Genomic DNA, 17,602 nt, shown 5'->3' on the forward strand with positions numbered 1-17,602 from the left:
TAAAGTTTTAAATTTATCAAGGGGTGAGATGAGATGTTATTTCAGATAAATGAACGTAAGAATATTGTAAACGGTTTGTGTGAAAAGTTAGAGAAAGCGATATACAATGTAGTGGCACCATTAGACATAGATATGTACATCACTAAGGAGCCTGTAAGCTATGAAAATAGATTAAGTGGAGAATTTAAAAAAGGAAATATAGGAGAGTCTTGGGGAGAACTTTGGGACTGTGGATGGTTTAACTTTAAAGGTGAAGTTCCAGCTAGTTGTGAAGGTGAAAAGGTTGTTCTTTTAATAGATGTAAGTGGAGAAGCTTTCGTAGTAGATGAAAAGGGAGCTCCAATTAGAGGACTTACTACTTTAAACTCGGAGTTTGATTTAAGCTTAGGAATGCCTGGTAAGAGAGAAGTTCCTATGTTTGAAAAAGCTCAAGGTGGAGAAGTTATAGATATATGGGCAGATTGTGCTTGTAACGATTTATTTGGTAAGTATAGAGATAATGGAGTTATAAAAGATGCTTATATAGCAACTTGTAATGAAGAAGTAAAGGCTCTTTACTATGATGTAGAAGTTTTACATGAGCTTATGAATCAACTTCCAGAGGATAGTGCAAGATATCATACAATCTTAAATGCTTTATATAAAGCATCAAGAGTATTAAGTATAAAGACTGGAATGAGTGGATGTGATTTCTTAAAAGATGGAGTTGTTACTCAACAAGAAGTTACAATCTTAAAAGAAGAAGAAGTTAAAAAAGCTAGAGAAATCTTAAAGAAAGAATTAGATAAAAAAGGTGGAGATCCATCACTTTCAGTTTCAGCTATTGGACATGCTCATATAGATTTAGCATGGTTATGGCCAATAAGAGAAACTATAAGAAAAGGAGCTAGAACATATTCAACAGTTTTAGCTAACATGGAGAAGTATCCAGAGTATGTATTTGGAGCTAGCCAACCTCAACTTTATGAGTGGATGAAGGATTACTATCCAGATTTATATGCAAGAATTAAAGAGAGAATTGAAGAAGGAAGATGGGAAGCTCAAGGAGGTATGTGGGTTGAGCCAGATACTAACGTTCCATCAGGAGAATCTTTAGTTAGACAATTATTATATGGAAAGAGATATTTCAGAGAAGAGTTCAAAAAGGAAATGGATACTTTATGGCTTCCAGACGTATTTGGATATTCAGCAGCTCTTCCACAAATTCTTAAGAAGAGTGGAGTAGATTACTTCATGACAATTAAATTATCATGGAATAATCATAACCAGTTCCCTCATCATACATTTGTATGGGAAGGATTAGATGGAAGTAGAGTATTATCTCATATGCCGCCAGAAGGAACTTATAATAGTTCAGCAGCACCAAGAGCAGTAGCGAAATCAGAGAAAGCTTTCTTAGATAAAGGATTATCAGATGAGTGCTTAATGTTATTCGGAATTGGTGATGGAGGTGGTGGTCCTGGAGAGGAGCACTTAGAGAGATTAAGAAGAGAAAGTAATATTAGTGGATTAGCTCCAGTTAAGCAAGAGCAATCAACTGATTTCTTTAAGAGAATAGAGAAAGACATGGATAAGTATAGTGTTTGGAGTGGGGAGTTATACTTAGAGAAACACCAAGGAACTTATACAACTCATGGTAAGAATAAGAAATATAATAGAAAGATGGAAATAGCACTTAAAAACTTAGAGTTAGCTGCAATTCAAGCTAAAGTTTTAGGAAAAGGTGAATATCCACAAGAAGAAATAGATAAAATTTGGAAAGAAGTTCTTTTATATCAATTCCATGATATTTTACCAGGGTCATCAATTGGTAGAGTGTACGATGAATCAGTAGAAGCTTATAAAAAAATGCTTGCTAAGGTTGAAGGCATGACTGAGAAGTTATATAGAGATATCTTAGAAAAGGCTGATAGTAATGAAGTGGGAGTAGCTTTAGTTAACTCATTATCATGGAGCAGAAAGCAGTGGATTAAGCTTTATGATAGATGGACAAAGGTTCAAGTTAAGCCTTTAAGTGGAGAAGTTATAAGAAAAGAAGATGTTGAGCCATATTGCGAAGTTTCAACATTAAAAGTTTCAGAAAATAACTTAGAAAACAGCTTAGTTAAAGTTGAGTTTAATGAAGATGGAACAATAGGAAGAATCTTTGATAAAGAGCTAAATAAAGAAGTTTTAAGAGATGATAGAGGAAATGAACTAAGAGTTTATGAAGATAATGGAGATGCTTGGGACTTCTCAGGTGTTTATGAAGATAGACCATCTCAAATATTTGAATTAGTAAAATCAGAGGTTGTTGTTGATGGACCAAAAGCTACTATCAAGCAAAACTATAAGTTTGGTGAGTCTACTTTAGTTCAAGAAGTAAGCATATTAGAGGGAAGCAAGAGAGTTGACTTTAAGACTAATGTAGATTGGAAAGAAAATGGTAAGATGCTTAGAACATCATTTAACACTAATGTTTATACTAGAGAAGCAGATTGTGAAATACAGTTTGGTACAATAAAGAGACCAACTCATAGTAATACTTCATGGGATATGGCTAAGGGAGAAATCTGTGCTCAGAGATGGGTAGACTTATCACAAAGAGATTATGGGGTTGCTTTAATAAATGATTCTAAGTATGGTCATAATGTTTCAGAAACTAAGATTGACTTAAATCTTTTAAGAAGCCCAGGGTACCCAGATCCAGATGCTGATAGAGGAGAGCATGAGTTTACTTATTGCTTATTCCCACACAAAGGTGATTACATTGAAGGAAATGTTGTTCATGAAGCTCATGAAGTTAATGCTCCAATTCAAGTAATCTACAGTGAAAACTTAGGAGATAATCTTGTTAAAGATTCAATAGCTTCAGTTGAATGTGACAATGTAATAATTGATACAATTAAGAAATCAGAAGATGGAGATGACATGATAATTAGATTATATGAGTGTCATGGAGAAGATGCTAAGGTTAAGGTTAATGTAAATGTGCCATATGCTAACATAGAAATGGTTAACTTAATTGAGGATAGCATTGAAGGAACTGAGTTTAATGCAGATACTATGGAACTTGTATTCAAGCCATTTGAGGTGCATACTTTAAGAGTAAAATTAAAGTAGTTAGGTGAATTTTAATAAATAGATACGACTAATATATTAATAAGGTTTTAAGTAAATTAATATAGATATAATACTAACAATATATATCAAGAGAATTAAAAGAAGACATCTATTTACTTAAAAATAGCAATTTGTTTGCTAAGGGAAATTAGATAATTTATAGCAAAAGACAGCCTTTAATGGAGGGCTGTCTTTTCTTTTAGGTGTTTTTTAGCGAGTTTTGATTTTCAGTCATAAATTAAACTCGTTTAAGATATAGAATTCTATTAAAATAGGTAAAAAGGTCTATTTATAAGTATTAGGATTATAGCTTAATAAGGTTTATATATTTAATATAATGGAGAGTGTGAAATTATGAGGAAAGTAATAGCAATAGATATTGGGGGAACTTTTATTAAGTATGGGGTTGTTGATGAAAGTGGAAATATATTAAAGGGTGAAAAAACACCTACTAGTTTAGAAAATTTAGAATCATTTATTGGTTGTATTATTGAAATAAATGAAAAATATAGGAAAGAGTTTGAGATTGATGGAATTTCAATAAGCGTTCCAGGATTTGTTGATATTAAGACTGGAAATATTAATGCTTGCACTAATATTAAAGTTATAGAGGGCTGTAATTTGAAATTTATATTAGAAAAAAAGTTTAATTTACCTGTTTTAGTTGAAAATGATGCTAATTGTGTTGCACTTGCTGAGAAGTTTAATGGAAATGCAAAGGAGTGTGATGATTTCATATGTTTAACTATTGGCACCGGTATTGGTGGTGGAATTTTCTTGAATGGAGGTTTAATAAGGGGAAAGGAGTTTAAAGGGGGTGAGTTTTGTTACATGATAACAAAAGAGAAAGATGGATATAAAACTTGTTCTCAAAACGCATCAATGACAGGACTTACAAACATCTATAGAGAATATAGAAGTTTAGATAAGAATGAGAAGGTTTTAGGAGAAGAGGTGTTTGCAGAAAGTGAAAAAAATCAAGAAATAAAAGAATTAATTAATGGTTGGTATAGTAATATGGCTATAATGATTCATAATATTGCATCTATTTTAAATCCAGAGAAAATTTTAATAGGTGGAGGAATAAGTGCAAGAAAAGAATTTATCTCTGAAATCGAAGAGGAGCTTAATAAGATACCATACTGGAAATATGTTAAGTGTAAAGTAGAAGTTTGTAAGCATAAAAATAATGCAGGAATTATAGGTGCTGCATATAACTATTTTTATTAACAGGTTTATTTTAAAGAGTAGCTTTGTTTTAAGTGGATGTTGCTTTAAAACAGAGGCTAAATAATAGATATGTATAAGTTAGGGGGAGAATGTATGAAGTATGGAGTTATAACTACTTGGAGAATGGGGATAGATGGTATAAATGAAGTTGAAAATGATATGAAAAATGGTGCTTTGAATGCTGGAGATATTGTTGAGAAGGTTATAAATATTGTTGAAGATTTTGAATTTTTTAAATCAGTAGGATATGGAGGTCTTCCAAATGAGCATTGTGAAGTTGAATTAGATGGAGCCTATATGGATGGTGATACATTAGATATAGGGGCAGTTGCTGCATTAAAAGGATATAGCAATCCAGTTTCTATAGCAAGAAAGCTAAGTGAAAGAAGGGTTAATTGCTTCTTAGTTGGGCAAGGGGCCAATGAATATGCAAAAGAAGCTGGATTTGAAAAGAAAGAGATGCTTACAGAAAGAGCTAAGGAGTTTTATGAAGAAAAGAAGAAGCTAATATTAGAGAAAAACTTAACACCATATGATGGACATGATACTATTGGGGCTATTGCATTAGATCAAAATGGAAAGATGGTAGTTGCTACATCAACTAGCGGATTATTTATGAAAAAGAGAGGACGAGTTGGAGATTCACCTGTAATAGGATCAGGATTTTATGTTGATAGTAAAATTGGAGGAGCAACAGCTACAGGGCTTGGAGAAGATTTAATGAAGGGATGTATTTCCTATGAGATAGTTAGACTTATGGAAAATGGAATGAGTCCTCAAGATGCTTGTGATAAGGTGGTTATTGAATTAAATAGAAAGTTAATAGAAAGAAGGGGCGAAGCTGGTGATTTATCCGTTGTAGCTATGAATAAAGATGGAGAATGGGGAGTTGCAACTAATATTAAGGAATTTACTTTTGCAGTTTGTAATAATAATGAGGAGCCAAGTGTTTACATTACAAGCTTGAATGAAGAAGGAAAAACTCTATATTCACTTGCCTCACAAGAATGGTTAGATAAATACTTAGAAAGAATAAAATCACCAGTAAAGAACTTAGTTACAAGCTAGTTTATTTAATTTGGACATATTTTAAGTGAGTGTTAATTTCTAGCTATATCTTCAGACCTAACTTAATTTCGCAAAGAGTTTCTATTGTTTATTAAGATGGTCTTTCATCTATATCTAGAAATCAATACTAGTTTAAAATTAAAACAAAAATAAAAAAAAAGTTCATGAGAGGAAAGAGATAAGTGGGGAATATAGAATTAAACTGGAAAGAGGATTTACTTGAAGTTGAAAGTAGAATAAATGATTATAAGTATGAAATTATAGAGTCTATTAGAAGAGTGGTTAAGATAGAAAGTGTACAAGGAGAAGCTACAAAGGATAATCCTTTTGGAATTAAACCTAAATTGGCTCTTGAGGAAGCATTGAAAATTTCAGAAGAGCTAGGCTTTAAAACTAAAAATATTGAAAATGCTATTGGATATGCTCAGTATGGAGATTTTGAATGTGATGATTATATAGGAGTAATAGGGCATGTAGATGTTGTTGAAGCTGGAGAAGGATGGAGTTATAGTCCTTTTGATGTAACAAAAAGCAATGGGAGATTATATGGAAGAGGAGTTTTAGATAATAAGGGGCCTATAATGGCAGCGTTATATTCTTTAAAGATAATAAAGGATATGGGTTTGAGGCTAAAGAAAAATGTAAGAATTATTTTTGGAACCAATGAAGAATCTGGGTTTAAGGATATAGCATATTATCTAAAAAACGAGAAACCACCAATAATGGGATTTACGCCGGATTGTAAATATCCAGTTATATATGGTGAACGAGGAAGATTATTTATAAAATTAACTAAAGATGTAGATTGTTTTACAGATAAGTATTTTAATAAAACAGAATATGAAATTAATGAATTAATGAATATAAACATAGAAAATGAGCTAGAAGAATTAGATTTTGAGGATGAATCAGGAAAATTAAGCTTAAATCAATACAAAGTTGAATTAGGAGAAGGAACTTTAGATTTCTATATTAAGATAGTGTATCCAGTTACTATTACATTTGAAGAGATAAACAATAAATTACTTAGTATAGCGAAAAAGAAATCTTTTAATATTAAAATAATTAATCATTTACAATCTGTTAGCTTTGATAAAAAGAGTAATCTTATAAGTATTTTAGAGAATAGCTTTGAAGAGGTAACAGGGAAAGTGGGGAAATCTGTACCAACTAATGGAGGAACCTATGCTAAAGTTATGCCTAATATAGTTCCTTTTGGACCATCATTAGGAGGATTGGATGGTAATCCACACATGACTAATGAATATATAGAGATTGAAGAGTTATTGATAAACATAAAAATATTTATTAATTCAATATATAAATTATCAACTTCAGATGGTTAGAAAAATTAATTATATTTATTAATAATAACTTGCTTTTAGGATAAATATTAAAAAGGATTTCATTAATGATAAAAGTGATATATAATAGGATAAAATGAAATATTATTTACTAAGGAACTTAGCAAAGACATATAGATGAAAAATTATAGAAAGGGTGAATTGAATGAATAATTTTACATTTTACAATCCTACGAAGATTAATTTTGGAAGAGGTGTTGAAAGTTCTGTTGGAGAGGAAATAAAGAGTTTAGGAGCTACTAAAGTGCTTTTCCATTATGGTGGAGGAAGCATAAGAAAAAGTAGACTTTACGATAAAATTTTGGATTCATTAAATAAAGCAGGGTTACATGTAGTAGAACTTGGAGGGGTTAAGCCCAACCCAAGATTAAGCTTAGTTAAAAAGGGAATAGAACTTTGTAAATTATGCAATGTAGACTTTATATTAGCAGTTGGTGGTGGTAGTGTTATAGACTCAGCTAAGGCTATTGCACTTGGAGTACCATATGAAGGAGATGTATGGGATTTCTTTAGCAAGAATATAGAGATAGAAGAAGCGTTACCAATAGGTACAGTACTTACAATTCCAGCAGCGGGAAGTGAGTCAAGTTCAGGAACAGTTATAACAAATGAAGATGGATGGTATAAAAGATCAACTGGGTCACCACTTTTATATCCTAAATTTTCAATGTTAAATCCAGAGTTATGTGCAACTTTACCAGAATATCAAATAGCCTCAGGTAGTGCAGATATCTTAGCTCACTTAATGGAAAGATATTTTACAAATACACAAAATGTTGAACTTATAGATAGATTAATTGAAGGAACAATGAAGACTGTTATAGATAATGTTCCTAAGGTTTTAGAAAATAAGGAAGACTATGATAGTTTTGCAGAAGTTATGTGGGCTGGTACAATAGCGCATAATAATCTTTTAAGCACGGGAAGAGAAACAGATTGGGCTTCACATCAAATAGAGCATGAATTAAGTGGAATATATGATGTAACTCATGGAGCAGGCTTAGCAGTTGTATTCCCAGCTTGGATGAAATTTGTCTATAAGCATGATGTAGATAGATTTAATCAATTTGCAACAAGAGTATTTGATGTTCAAGTTGGAGAGAAATCTAAAGAAGAGGTTGCTTTAGAGGGAATTCAAAAACTAGAAGATTTCTTTAAATCAATAAATCTTCCAACAACTTTAAAAGAGTTAGAAATTGGAGAAGATAGATTAGAAGAGATGGCTAAAAAATGTACAGGAAATGATACACATACAGTTGGTCATTTTGTAGAATTAAATTCTAATGATGTACTTAAAATATATAAACTAGCATTATAATTTAAATTGGGTTGTATCAAAACTTAATAATAAAACTTGCAAGCATATTCAGAGAATTACTAGATTTCTCTAAGAATTTATAGTTATTGTTTTCACACTCTTTGCAGGTTTTATTAAAAAGTTATTTTGATACAGCTCATTTGTTTTAATAACCAAGTTTTGATTTTTAGATATATATGAAATTAAGTTAGGTCTGAAGATATAGCTAGAAATCAAAACTTCCTTAAAACATAGGTTAAGCTAAAAGCTTTTTTATAAGGTCAGTGTATCTTTTAGGTCCTTCAATTAATAATATTTTATCAAGGACTGTTATTTCTAAATTAAGAAATGGCAGTCTGTCTTTAAATGGAAGCTTTATTTTAAATTTATTATCACTATATTCACTAATTTCAAATTTATTCTCTTTAAGAATTCTCTTTAGTTTTTCCATAGAATAACTTTTCTTTTTAGGTATTTCAATCTCTACTTTTGAATAAACAGAGGCAGAAAATAATGAGAATATAAGTGATATTATAAGCTCAGATTTTATTGTGAATTTAGATTTTAGAAATATAACTAATAAGAGTTTTACTCCAACAAGTAAAGTAAACATGATTATAAATAATAGTATAAATGCAAATAGCCAATTTGAAGCTTTTTTCATCTGTTTAATCTCCTTCATAGTTTTTTATTATAATTTTTAAAAGTATCAAGATATAAATTATACTACTAAGTCTAATTTTAAACAAATTATAAGCAATTTATCAAATGTCTTGTAAATGTTTAAATTTTTTGATAGCATCAGTTCTAAGGGAAGGAGAAATCAATATAGTATATATTAAAATTAATAGGTTAATATGTTAGATTAGTACTAAATATTACTTAATGAATCTTAAGAATGTAAAAAAAGAATATTAAAGCTAAAGATTAATACTATTTTGATAATGTGGGTATGTTAGATAGAGAATTGGCACAAAACATAGTTAATAAAATGATGGAGGTAATACCTTATAATGTTAATATAATGAATCATGAAGGAATTATTATAGGTAGTGGGGATTCAAGTCGAATTGGAACTTTGCACAATGGTGCATTAGAAGCTCTTAGAGTTAGAAAAGTAGTAGAAATATTAAATGATGAGGATAAGGTTAAAGCAGGAGTTAATTCACCTATAATTTTTAGGGACAAGGTTATTGGGGTTATTGGAATAACAGGTAATCCAAAGAATGTAAGGCAATTTACTCAACTAGTTACAGTCACTGCAGAGCTTCTTATAAATCAGGAGTATACGTTGAATAAGCATATTGTAAAAGAAAGATTAAAAGAGGAATTTATTTATGAGTGGCTTTATTTAAAGGAGAATTATGATGGTGAATTTATTCAAAGAGGAGCAAATGTTAATATTGATATTTCGCTTGATAGAATAGTAGCTGTATTAGAATTTGAAAAAGAGGATTTTAAAGAGTTAATTAAAAAAGTTAAGAGATTTATAAAAGATGATGAGTATTATATAAATTTAACTTCAAATAGAATAGTCATGCTTTTATTAGATAATAGTATTTTAGAAAAAAGGCTAAGGGAGTTAAAAGGAATTATAAGAGATACAAATTCTAGAGTTGGACTTAGTACAAATCATAAGGTGATTTTAAAATCAATGAAAGAAGCAGTTGAAGCAGTTGATATTGGAGGAAAACTTTATAAAAATGAAATTTTTCATGAATATAATAAGATTAAACTATTTAGCATTTTAGAAGATTTTATATGTTTAGAAGAGTGGGAGGATCTAAGGAATAGGATTTTAAAGGAAAATATGGGACAAGAATTATTGGAAACCTTCACAACGTATATGAAGCTTAGTGGAGAGCGTAAAAAGACTGCTGAAACCTTACATATACATAGAAATACATTAAATTATAGATTGGAGAAAATTGAGGAAATAACGGGATTAAGCTTTGATAGTTACTTAGATTTATTTCAATTTATGGTTACATATATAGTAAATGAGATAAGGTGAAAGAATAGGTTTTCTTTGTGCAAATGCATAAAGAAAGCCTATTTTATTTGATTAAAGTTAATAATGATTTTAATAATGAAAACATATACAATATAATTCAACAACAAAATTAAGAATAAGTTAAGTTTTAGCTTATAAAAGCAAAGGAGGAATTATTGTGGAAATAACAGTTACAGCTTTAGGAGCAGTTATTGCGCTTGGTGTTGCAATTACTCTTATAATAAAAAAGGTTCATCCAGCATACGGACTTATATTAGGAGCATTAATAGGTGGACTTGTTGGGGGAGCAGGACTAACAGGGACAGTTAACTTAATGATGGATGGAGCAAAAAATATGATGCCAGCTATCTTAAGAATACTTACAGCTGGGGTTTTAGCAGGGGTTCTTATTGAGTCAGGAGCAGCTGCTAAGATAGCAGAAACAATAGTTGAAAAAATAGGAGAATCAAGAGCTCTTATAGCATTAGCTATAGCAACTATGGTGTTAACGATGGTTGGAGTTTTTGTAGACGTTTCAGTAATTACAGTATCACCAATAGCATTAGCTATTGCTCATAAATCAGGATTAAGTAAACCAGCTATATTATTAGCAATGGTAGGTGGAGGTAAGGCAGGAAATATCATGTCTCCAAATCCAAATACAATTGCTGCAGCTGATAATTTAGGGGTTTCGTTAACTAATGTAATGTTAGCAGGAATTATTCCTGCCATTTTTGGAGTTATAGTTACATGTATATTAGCAAGTAGAATAAAGAAAAAAGGAAGTTTTGTAAATTCTGATGAGCATATAAAAGAAATTGAGGACATGCCTGGATTCTTACCAGCTATGGTTGGGCCATTAGTGGCAATAGTATTATTAATGTTAAGACCAATAGCAGGTATAGCTATAGATCCATTAATAGCATTACCGGTTGGAGGAATATGTGGAATAATAGCAATGGGAAAGGTTAAACATATCAACCAATATGCTACTTATGGACTAGCTAAGATGAGTGGAGTTGCGATACTTTTAATAGGTACTGGAACATTAGCAGGAATCATAGCTAACTCAGGATTAAAGGATGTTATTATAAGTGGAATTAATACTTTAGGATTACCAAGCTTTATGCTAGCGCCTGTATCAGGAATACTTATGTCTGCGGCGACAGCTTCTACTACTTCTGGTACGGCAGTTGCTACATCAGTATTTGGACCTACTATAGTTCAGTTAGGAGTAGCGCCTCTTGCTACAGCAGCTATGATACATGCTGGGGCTACAGTATTAGATCATCTACCACACGGAAGCTTCTTCCATGCCACTGGTGGATCTGTAGCTATGGATATGAAAGAAAGATTAAGACTTATACCTTATGAGTCATTAGTTGGATTAACAATGACAATAGTATCAACAATAATATTTGGAATGATATTATAGTATTTTTAGGGATGTATCAAAATTTGTTTTGATACATCTCCTATATAAATTATTATCTATGATTTAATTGAGTATTGTAAAAAAGCAATATTGAATTAAAACATAGCTATAAATTAAACCAAATAATTAAAAGTATAGTATGTATAAAATGAAAAAATAATTAGATAAAAGTTAGAATAGAAATATCAGGAGGGGATATTATGAAATTTGTATTAGCACCAGATTCATTTAAAGAGAGTATGACTTCAATGGAAGCTTGTAATGCAATGGAAAGAGGTATAAAGAAGGTATTTAGTGATGCAGAGTGCATAAAAGTTCCTATGGCAGATGGTGGAGAAGGTACAGTAGAGGCTTTAGTTCATGCTACTGGTGGAAAGATTGAGAAGTTAATGGTTACTGAACCATTAGGAACAAAGGTTGAGGCTTTCTATGGAATATTAGGAAATGGGGAGACGGCTGTTATAGAGATGGCAAGTGCGTCAGGTATTCAACTTGTTAAAAGAGAAGAGAGAAATCCTTTAATAACAACTACTTTTGGTACAGGAGAAGTTATTAAGGCAGCTTTAGATGAAGGGATAAAGCATTTAGTTATAGGAATTGGTGGAAGTGCTACTAATGATGGTGGGGCAGGTATGATTCAAGCACTAGGTGGAAAACTTCTTAATAGCAAAGGTGAGCAAATTGCCTTTGGTGGAGGAGCATTAAAGGATATAGTTAGTATAGATTTAAGTTCAATAGATGAAAGATTAAAGGAAGTATCAATAGAAGTTGCTTGTGATGTTACTAATCCATTAGTTGGAGAAAAAGGGGCATCAGCAGTATTTGGACCTCAGAAGGGAGCAACACCAGAGATTGTTAAAGAATTAGATAGTAATTTAGCTCACTATGCTTCAATAATAAGTAGGGATTTAGGAAAAGAAGTTTCAAATATAGAGGGAGCTGGAGCAGCAGGCGGATTAGGAGCAGCCTTATTATTATTAGGCGGAGAATTGAAGAGAGGAATAGAACTTGTTATAAAGCATACTGATTTAGCTGAGAAAGTTAAGGATGCTGACTTCATATTTACTGGTGAAGGTAGTATAGATGATCAAACTATATATGGAAAAACACCGATGGGAGTAGCTACTGTAGCTAATGCTGCAAGTATTCCTACTATAGCCTTTGCTGGAAGAGTTGGTGAAGGAGTAGAAGGTCTTTATGACATAGGAATAAAGAGTATATTTAGCATAATGACTGGAGTTTCTACTTTGGATAAGGCGCTAGAAGATGGAGCAAGAAATTTAGAGATAACAACTGAGAATATTGTTAGGCTTTTAAAGTAAGATTTTACTGTTAATCAGTATTAGTTAAGTTAAATATATAGAGAGAATTAGTATAAAGTTAAAGAAAATCTTATCTAATATATAATAAAAATTAGCTATGTAAAAGTTTGAATTAGTTAACTAGTTCTTTAACTTTTACATAGCTTTTTATTTAATTTTAAGCTCTATTTTAAGTGTGTATTGATTTAAGCTAGCACTTAAAACCTACTTAATTTCTATGTAAAATCAACACTTATTTAATGTTTGGTGCTTTCGTATTTTATTATACTTTAAATTTATATGATTTTTATTTTAAGTTTCATGTGTTATACTAGGATTTTAGTGAGTTATACTAAATAGAGTATAACTTATAGTTGAAACACAAGCTTTAAACAAAGGAGATAAATATAATATATGAAATTCGATGAATTAAATTTAAGCAGTGATATTTTAAAAGCACTTAGCAATTTAGGATATAAAAAGCCGTCAGAAGTTCAGGAAGCTTCAATTCCAAGACTTTTAAATGGAGAGGACATAATAGTTAAATCGCAAACAGGAAGTGGTAAGACTGCAAGTTTTGGTATTCCTATATGTGAAAAGATAAATATTGAAGAGAAGAATGTTCAATGTTTAATACTAACACCAACAAGAGAACTTGCCATTCAGGTTAAGGATGAGTTATCAAATATAGGAAGATTAAAAAAAGTTAGATGTACAGCTATATTTGGAAAGCAGCCTTTTAATGATCAGGTAAGAGAACTTAAGCAAAGAGTACATATAGTAGTCGGAACTCCAGGTAGAGTATTTGACCACATGGAAAGAGGAACTCTTGATTTAAGTGGAGTTAATTATGTGGTTATAGATGAAGCTGATAAAATGCTTTCTATGGGATTTATAGACCAAATTAAAGATATATTAGGTGAGTTAAGATTAAATAAAACTACAGCTTTATTCTCAGCAACATTCTCTAAGGAAATACAAGAGGTTTGTGAAGAGTATATGAGAAATCCATCTCTTTTAGAAATCAAATCTAAAGTATTTAATAGAGATAGAATAGAAGAAAGTGTAATTGAAATAGAAGAGAAGAATAAAGAAAAAGCTTTATGGAAGTGTCTTTATGCTTATCATCCAGAAAGTGCTATAGTTTTCTGCAATACTAGAAACAAGGTTAAAGCAGTTTATAAAATGCTTAAGGATGAAGGGGTAACTTGTAATGAACTTCATGGAGATATGGAACAAAAGAAACGTATTGAAGTTATGGAAAACTTCAGAGATAAGCATTTCAAAGTGTTAGTTTGTACAGATATAGCAGCTAGAGGAATTCATGTAGATACTATAGAACTTGTTATAAACTACGAAGTTCCAATGGAAATGGAGAGCTATGTTCATAGAATTGGTAGGACTGGAAGAGCTGGAAAAGAAGGAAAGGCCATTACATTTGTAAATCATTATGAGAAGAAGTTTTTAGATGCGGTAGAAGAGTATATTGGTTATGAAATAAAGAAGGATTCAGTACCAAATGATGATATTGTTAAGGTTGGAAGAAAGTTATTTAAAGAAAGTCAAAAAGAACAATTAAAAGAAAGTAGAAAGCCTAAAAAAGAAGTTCATAGTGATATAGTAAAAATACATGTTAACGGTGGAAAGAAAAAGAAAATAAGAGCTTTCGATATTGTGGGTTGTTTTAGTAATTTAGAAGGGGTAACAGGGGATGATATAGGAATAATAGATGTTCAAGATGGATTCTCATATGTTGATATATTAAACGGAAAAGGAAATATGATTCTTAGAAAATATAAAGAAGTTAATATAAAAGGTAAGAAGGTAAAAATTCAAAGAGCTAAAAAATAGAAATAAAGTATTTATGTTAAATTTTTTATAAATGTGCTTATTAAGTGTAAAATATGGTAAAATAAAAGTAAGATATAGTATATATATATCTTACTTTTTTAATATAGTTTTTAAATTGAACTTCTACTAATTTTAATTAAAAGTAAAAATATATTTAGTATGGGTTTAAGTAGAAAACTAAATGTTGAGAGGTGGTTTGTATGAAGAAAAAAGTTGCCTTCTCTATTGGTACCTTATTTGTGGCATTTATTTTAGCCATAGTCTATTTAGGTCTTTACCATAATGACTATATTGGTGAAAATAAATCCTTAAATGAAAAGGTAGTATATTTAATAGAAAATGGAGAAAATCAAAAGCTTGATTTCTCTGAATTAAGTGAGAGCACAGCTTTTGAGTGGGATGAGGTTTACTTAATATCTCCTTATAGAGATGTAAGTGATTTCTTCGAATCTGTAAATACATATGCACCAGACAAAACATACAATTCAGAAATAAATGATGTGTTTATGTTAGCTTTTGTGAAGAATTCTGATAAGCTTGGGAAAGATAAGCTTATAGAGTATACTTATTTACCATCAAATTATATTGATTCTGAAATGTTAAAAGAGATAGAAACTAATGAAGGAATTTATCATTATATAAATGGAGATTTAATTTAAATTTGTTGCCTAAGGTTTTAAAGCCTTAGGCTTTTTTATTTTTAAAAACTACCAATTTAAATTGTGAAAATAGATTGTTTTTATTATGAACAATTAGAGTGAAAGGTTAATATATTGTTAAATTAAAGTGTGTATTTTAAGTTCTCTTAGGGTGCTATAATTTACATTGAATTTTTGATTTCTAGCTATATAGAAATCAATACTAGTTTAAAATATAGTCTTAATTTAAAAAGTTATTATGTAAATTTATATAGGGAATAAGTAAATAGGAGGGTTAGGAATTATGCTTATAACGCGAGATAAGAAATTTTATAGACTATTGTTAGGGATAGCATTACCAATAGCGGTACAAAACTTAATAACATTTATGGTAAGTATGGTAGATACAATGATGGTTGGATCCTTGGGAGAGACTCAATTGTCAGCAGTAGCAGTTGCTAATAATTTATTCTTTGTACTTACTATTTTAATGTTTGGGCTTGCTGGTGGATCTAATATTATGATTTCACAGTATTGGGGAAAAGGAAATGTTAAAACAATTCATAAGATTTTAGCTATAATGTATAGATTCTGTATAGCAATAACAGCAATTTTCATAGTTATAGCTTTATTTCTACCAAAACAATTCATGGGGATTTTTACAACAGATTTAGCAGTAATTGATCTTGGTGCTAGTTATTTAAGAATTGTATGTATAGGATATTTATTCTATGCAGTAACAAATTGTACAATAATGATGTTACGTTCAGTAAAAACTGTAAGGATATCAATGATAGTTTATAGTGCATCTTTAGTAGTAAATGCAGTATTAAACTGGATTCTTATTTTTGGTAAGTTTGGAATGCCTGCAATGGGGATACAAGGAGCAGCTATTGCAACAGTATGTGCTAGAATAACAGAGTTTTTAATAGTTTTAGTTTTCATGATTTTATATGAAAGAAAAATAGGATTAAGGTTTAAACATTTATTGAAAATAGATAAAACCATACTTAAAGATTATATAGGACTAGTTTCACCAGTTTTATGTAATGAATTTCTTTGGTCAACAGGAGCTTCAATGATTTCTGTTATAGTAGGAAGAATGGGAACTGATGTGGTAGCAGCCAATAGTATAAACACAGTAGCTCACCAATTTGTAACAGTATTTGTGTTTGGAATGTCTAATGCTACTGCTGTAATAATAGGAAATACTATTGGAAGAGGAGAAAAGAAAAAAGCCAGAGAGTATGCACAGAGTATTGGTGTATTTGCGTTGGTTATGGGAATAATAGCAAGTATTTTGATAAATTTGATAAAAGGTAATATTGTTGATTTTTATAATATTTCAGAAGCAACAAAAGCCATTGCATTGCAGATAATGACTGTAACTTCAATAATAGTAATATTCCAATCACTTGGAGTAAACTTTATGATGGGAGTTTTAAGAGGTGGTGGAGATGCTAAGTTTGTCTTAATAAATGATATTATATTTATGTGGCTTGTAGCTATTCCAGGAGGATTCTTTGCAGCCTTTGTTTTAGAACTTCCAGTAGCTTTAGTATTTTTAGTTATAAAGTGTGATGAGATTCTAAAGTCCGTAGTGAGTGTTGTTAGAGTGTCTAGTGGAAAGTGGGTAAATGACATAACTAAAGATTATGAATTAGAGGAAGTTAAAGCTTAAAGATAATATATAAGGCTCAGTTTTATGAAACTGGGTCTTTTTATATAGTAATTTCTTATTTATATTAATTTAGTTTAGTAGTTAGTTATAAAGTAAAGTTGAAATAATATTTTAAGATAATTTGTGGAAAATAAGAAGTAATTAGAAATTTTAGAAAATTATTTAGGAATAGTAAATGAACATAAGATAGATAATAATTTAGAAGCATTAATTTTATACTTCGTAGTTTAGTGAAATAAATTTATAGTTAAAGTTTTTGAAAGGAGTGTTTAATTTTGACTCATAAAAACAATAAAAATAGTAAGGCAAACAAAAAAGTAGGGCAAAAGACTAAAAAAGAACTAGAGAAAATGAAGAATGAAACTGCTAATGAAATTGGTTACTCTAAGGAATCAAGGAAGCTTGGAAAAGATAAAACTAGAGAGAACCCATATATGGGACCACAATAACAAAAAAATTAAAGATTATTTAAAATTTATTTAAAAGTGAGATAAAAGTTATATCAAATTTAATTAATGGTATGCTATATCAAAATGATTTTGCTTAAAAGTTATTTTGATGAAGCTATGATTAAAAGGTGTTTGATATAGCTTTTTTTCATATTGTTATAAAATTTGATTAAATCAAAATAGCTTTAATTTA

General features: G+C 30.3%; 13 protein-coding genes. 12 read left to right on the forward strand and 1 reads right to left on the reverse strand.

Annotated elements, in window-relative coordinates; all coding sequences use genetic code 11:
- The first annotated feature begins 33 nt into the window (after positions 1–33).
- The 5 genes from ACQZHJ_RS05750 to ACQZHJ_RS05770 all read left to right on the forward strand — a co-directional run bounded on the left by ACQZHJ_RS05750 (position 34) and on the right by ACQZHJ_RS05770 (position 8,082).
- The gene (locus ACQZHJ_RS05750) at positions 34–3,102 is read left to right on the forward strand and encodes an alpha-mannosidase (protein WP_430484586.1); all 3,069 of its coding nucleotides are present in this window, start codon (positions 34–36) and stop codon (positions 3,100–3,102) included.
- A gap of 354 nt (positions 3,103–3,456) precedes the next feature.
- The gene (locus tag ACQZHJ_RS05755) at positions 3,457–4,332 is read left to right on the forward strand and encodes an ROK family protein (protein ID WP_430484587.1); all 876 of its coding nucleotides are present in this window, start codon (positions 3,457–3,459) and stop codon (positions 4,330–4,332) included.
- Between the two features lie 93 nt (positions 4,333–4,425).
- The gene (locus ACQZHJ_RS05760) at positions 4,426–5,400 is read left to right on the forward strand and encodes a N(4)-(beta-N-acetylglucosaminyl)-L-asparaginase (RefSeq protein ID WP_430484588.1); all 975 of its coding nucleotides are present in this window, start codon (positions 4,426–4,428) and stop codon (positions 5,398–5,400) included.
- Between the two features lie 182 nt (positions 5,401–5,582).
- Positions 5,583–6,746 carry a Sapep family Mn(2+)-dependent dipeptidase gene (locus tag ACQZHJ_RS05765; protein ID WP_430484589.1) on the forward strand — a complete coding sequence of 388 codons (1,164 nt, stop codon included), beginning with the start codon at positions 5,583–5,585 and terminating at the stop codon, positions 6,744–6,746.
- Between the two features lie 163 nt (positions 6,747–6,909).
- Positions 6,910–8,082 (forward strand): iron-containing alcohol dehydrogenase, encoded by a 1,173-nt coding sequence (locus tag ACQZHJ_RS05770; RefSeq protein ID WP_430484590.1) that lies wholly within the window; start codon positions 6,910–6,912, stop codon positions 8,080–8,082.
- Between the two features lie 235 nt (positions 8,083–8,317).
- Here ACQZHJ_RS05770 and ACQZHJ_RS05775 read toward each other — a convergent pair whose 3' ends face one another.
- On the reverse strand, positions 8,318–8,725 hold the full coding sequence (locus tag ACQZHJ_RS05775; protein ID WP_430484591.1) for a hypothetical protein: 408 nt from the start codon (positions 8,723–8,725) through the stop codon (positions 8,318–8,320).
- Positions 8,726–9,013: 288 nt separating this feature from the next.
- Between ACQZHJ_RS05775 and ACQZHJ_RS05780 the strand changes: the two genes are divergently transcribed.
- The 7 genes from ACQZHJ_RS05780 to ACQZHJ_RS05810 all read left to right on the forward strand — a co-directional run bounded on the left by ACQZHJ_RS05780 (position 9,014) and on the right by ACQZHJ_RS05810 (position 17,409).
- A complete protein-coding gene (locus ACQZHJ_RS05780) occupies positions 9,014–10,075 on the forward strand; it encodes a CdaR family transcriptional regulator (RefSeq protein WP_430484592.1) in 1,062 nt (353 codons plus the stop codon).
- 157 nt (positions 10,076–10,232) lie between these two features.
- Complete coding sequence (locus ACQZHJ_RS05785; protein ID WP_430484593.1) at positions 10,233–11,489, forward strand: GntP family permease; 1,257 nt, start codon at positions 10,233–10,235, stop codon at positions 11,487–11,489.
- A 200-nt stretch (positions 11,490–11,689) separates the two neighbouring features.
- The gene (locus ACQZHJ_RS05790) at positions 11,690–12,811 is read left to right on the forward strand and encodes a glycerate kinase (RefSeq protein ID WP_430484594.1); all 1,122 of its coding nucleotides are present in this window, start codon (positions 11,690–11,692) and stop codon (positions 12,809–12,811) included.
- A gap of 393 nt (positions 12,812–13,204) precedes the next feature.
- Positions 13,205–14,641 (forward strand): DEAD/DEAH box helicase, encoded by a 1,437-nt coding sequence (locus tag ACQZHJ_RS05795; protein WP_430484595.1) that lies wholly within the window; start codon positions 13,205–13,207, stop codon positions 14,639–14,641.
- 200 nt (positions 14,642–14,841) lie between these two features.
- Positions 14,842–15,300: a hypothetical protein gene (locus tag ACQZHJ_RS05800; protein ID WP_430484596.1), complete on the forward strand. Its 459-nt coding sequence runs from the start codon at positions 14,842–14,844 to the stop codon at positions 15,298–15,300.
- Between the two features lie 283 nt (positions 15,301–15,583).
- Positions 15,584–16,960: an MATE family efflux transporter gene (locus ACQZHJ_RS05805; RefSeq protein ID WP_430484597.1), complete on the forward strand. Its 1,377-nt coding sequence runs from the start codon at positions 15,584–15,586 to the stop codon at positions 16,958–16,960.
- Between the two features lie 275 nt (positions 16,961–17,235).
- Positions 17,236–17,409, forward strand: a complete 174-nt coding sequence (locus ACQZHJ_RS05810; RefSeq protein WP_430484598.1) for a small, acid-soluble spore protein, alpha/beta type — start codon at positions 17,236–17,238, stop codon at positions 17,407–17,409.
- The last annotated feature ends 193 nt before the right edge of the window (positions 17,410–17,602 follow it).

This window comes from Clostridium sp. B9, assembly GCF_050509515.1.
Taxonomy (GTDB): domain Bacteria; phylum Bacillota; class Clostridia; order Clostridiales; family Clostridiaceae; genus Sarcina.

What these genes read in the sequence shown, in the direction of transcription:
- ACQZHJ_RS05780 (WP_430484592.1), top strand. Translation starts at nt 9,014, where the DNA reads ATGTTAGATAGAGAATTGGCACAAAACATAGTTAATAAAATGATGGAG.
- ACQZHJ_RS05805 (WP_430484597.1), top strand. Translation starts at nt 15,584, where the DNA reads ATGCTTATAACGCGAGATAAGAAATTTTATAGACTATTGTTAGGGATA.
- ACQZHJ_RS05755 (WP_430484587.1), top strand. Translation starts at nt 3,457, where the DNA reads ATGAGGAAAGTAATAGCAATAGATATTGGGGGAACTTTTATTAAGTAT.
- ACQZHJ_RS05760 (WP_430484588.1), top strand. Translation starts at nt 4,426, where the DNA reads ATGAAGTATGGAGTTATAACTACTTGGAGAATGGGGATAGATGGTATA.
- ACQZHJ_RS05775 (WP_430484591.1), bottom strand. Translation starts at nt 8,725, where the DNA reads ATGAAAAAAGCTTCAAATTGGCTATTTGCATTTATACTATTATTTATA.
- ACQZHJ_RS05770 (WP_430484590.1), top strand. Translation starts at nt 6,910, where the DNA reads ATGAATAATTTTACATTTTACAATCCTACGAAGATTAATTTTGGAAGA.
- ACQZHJ_RS05750 (WP_430484586.1), top strand. Translation starts at nt 34, where the DNA reads ATGTTATTTCAGATAAATGAACGTAAGAATATTGTAAACGGTTTGTGT.
- ACQZHJ_RS05800 (WP_430484596.1), top strand. Translation starts at nt 14,842, where the DNA reads ATGAAGAAAAAAGTTGCCTTCTCTATTGGTACCTTATTTGTGGCATTT.
- ACQZHJ_RS05790 (WP_430484594.1), top strand. Translation starts at nt 11,690, where the DNA reads ATGAAATTTGTATTAGCACCAGATTCATTTAAAGAGAGTATGACTTCA.
- ACQZHJ_RS05795 (WP_430484595.1), top strand. Translation starts at nt 13,205, where the DNA reads ATGAAATTCGATGAATTAAATTTAAGCAGTGATATTTTAAAAGCACTT.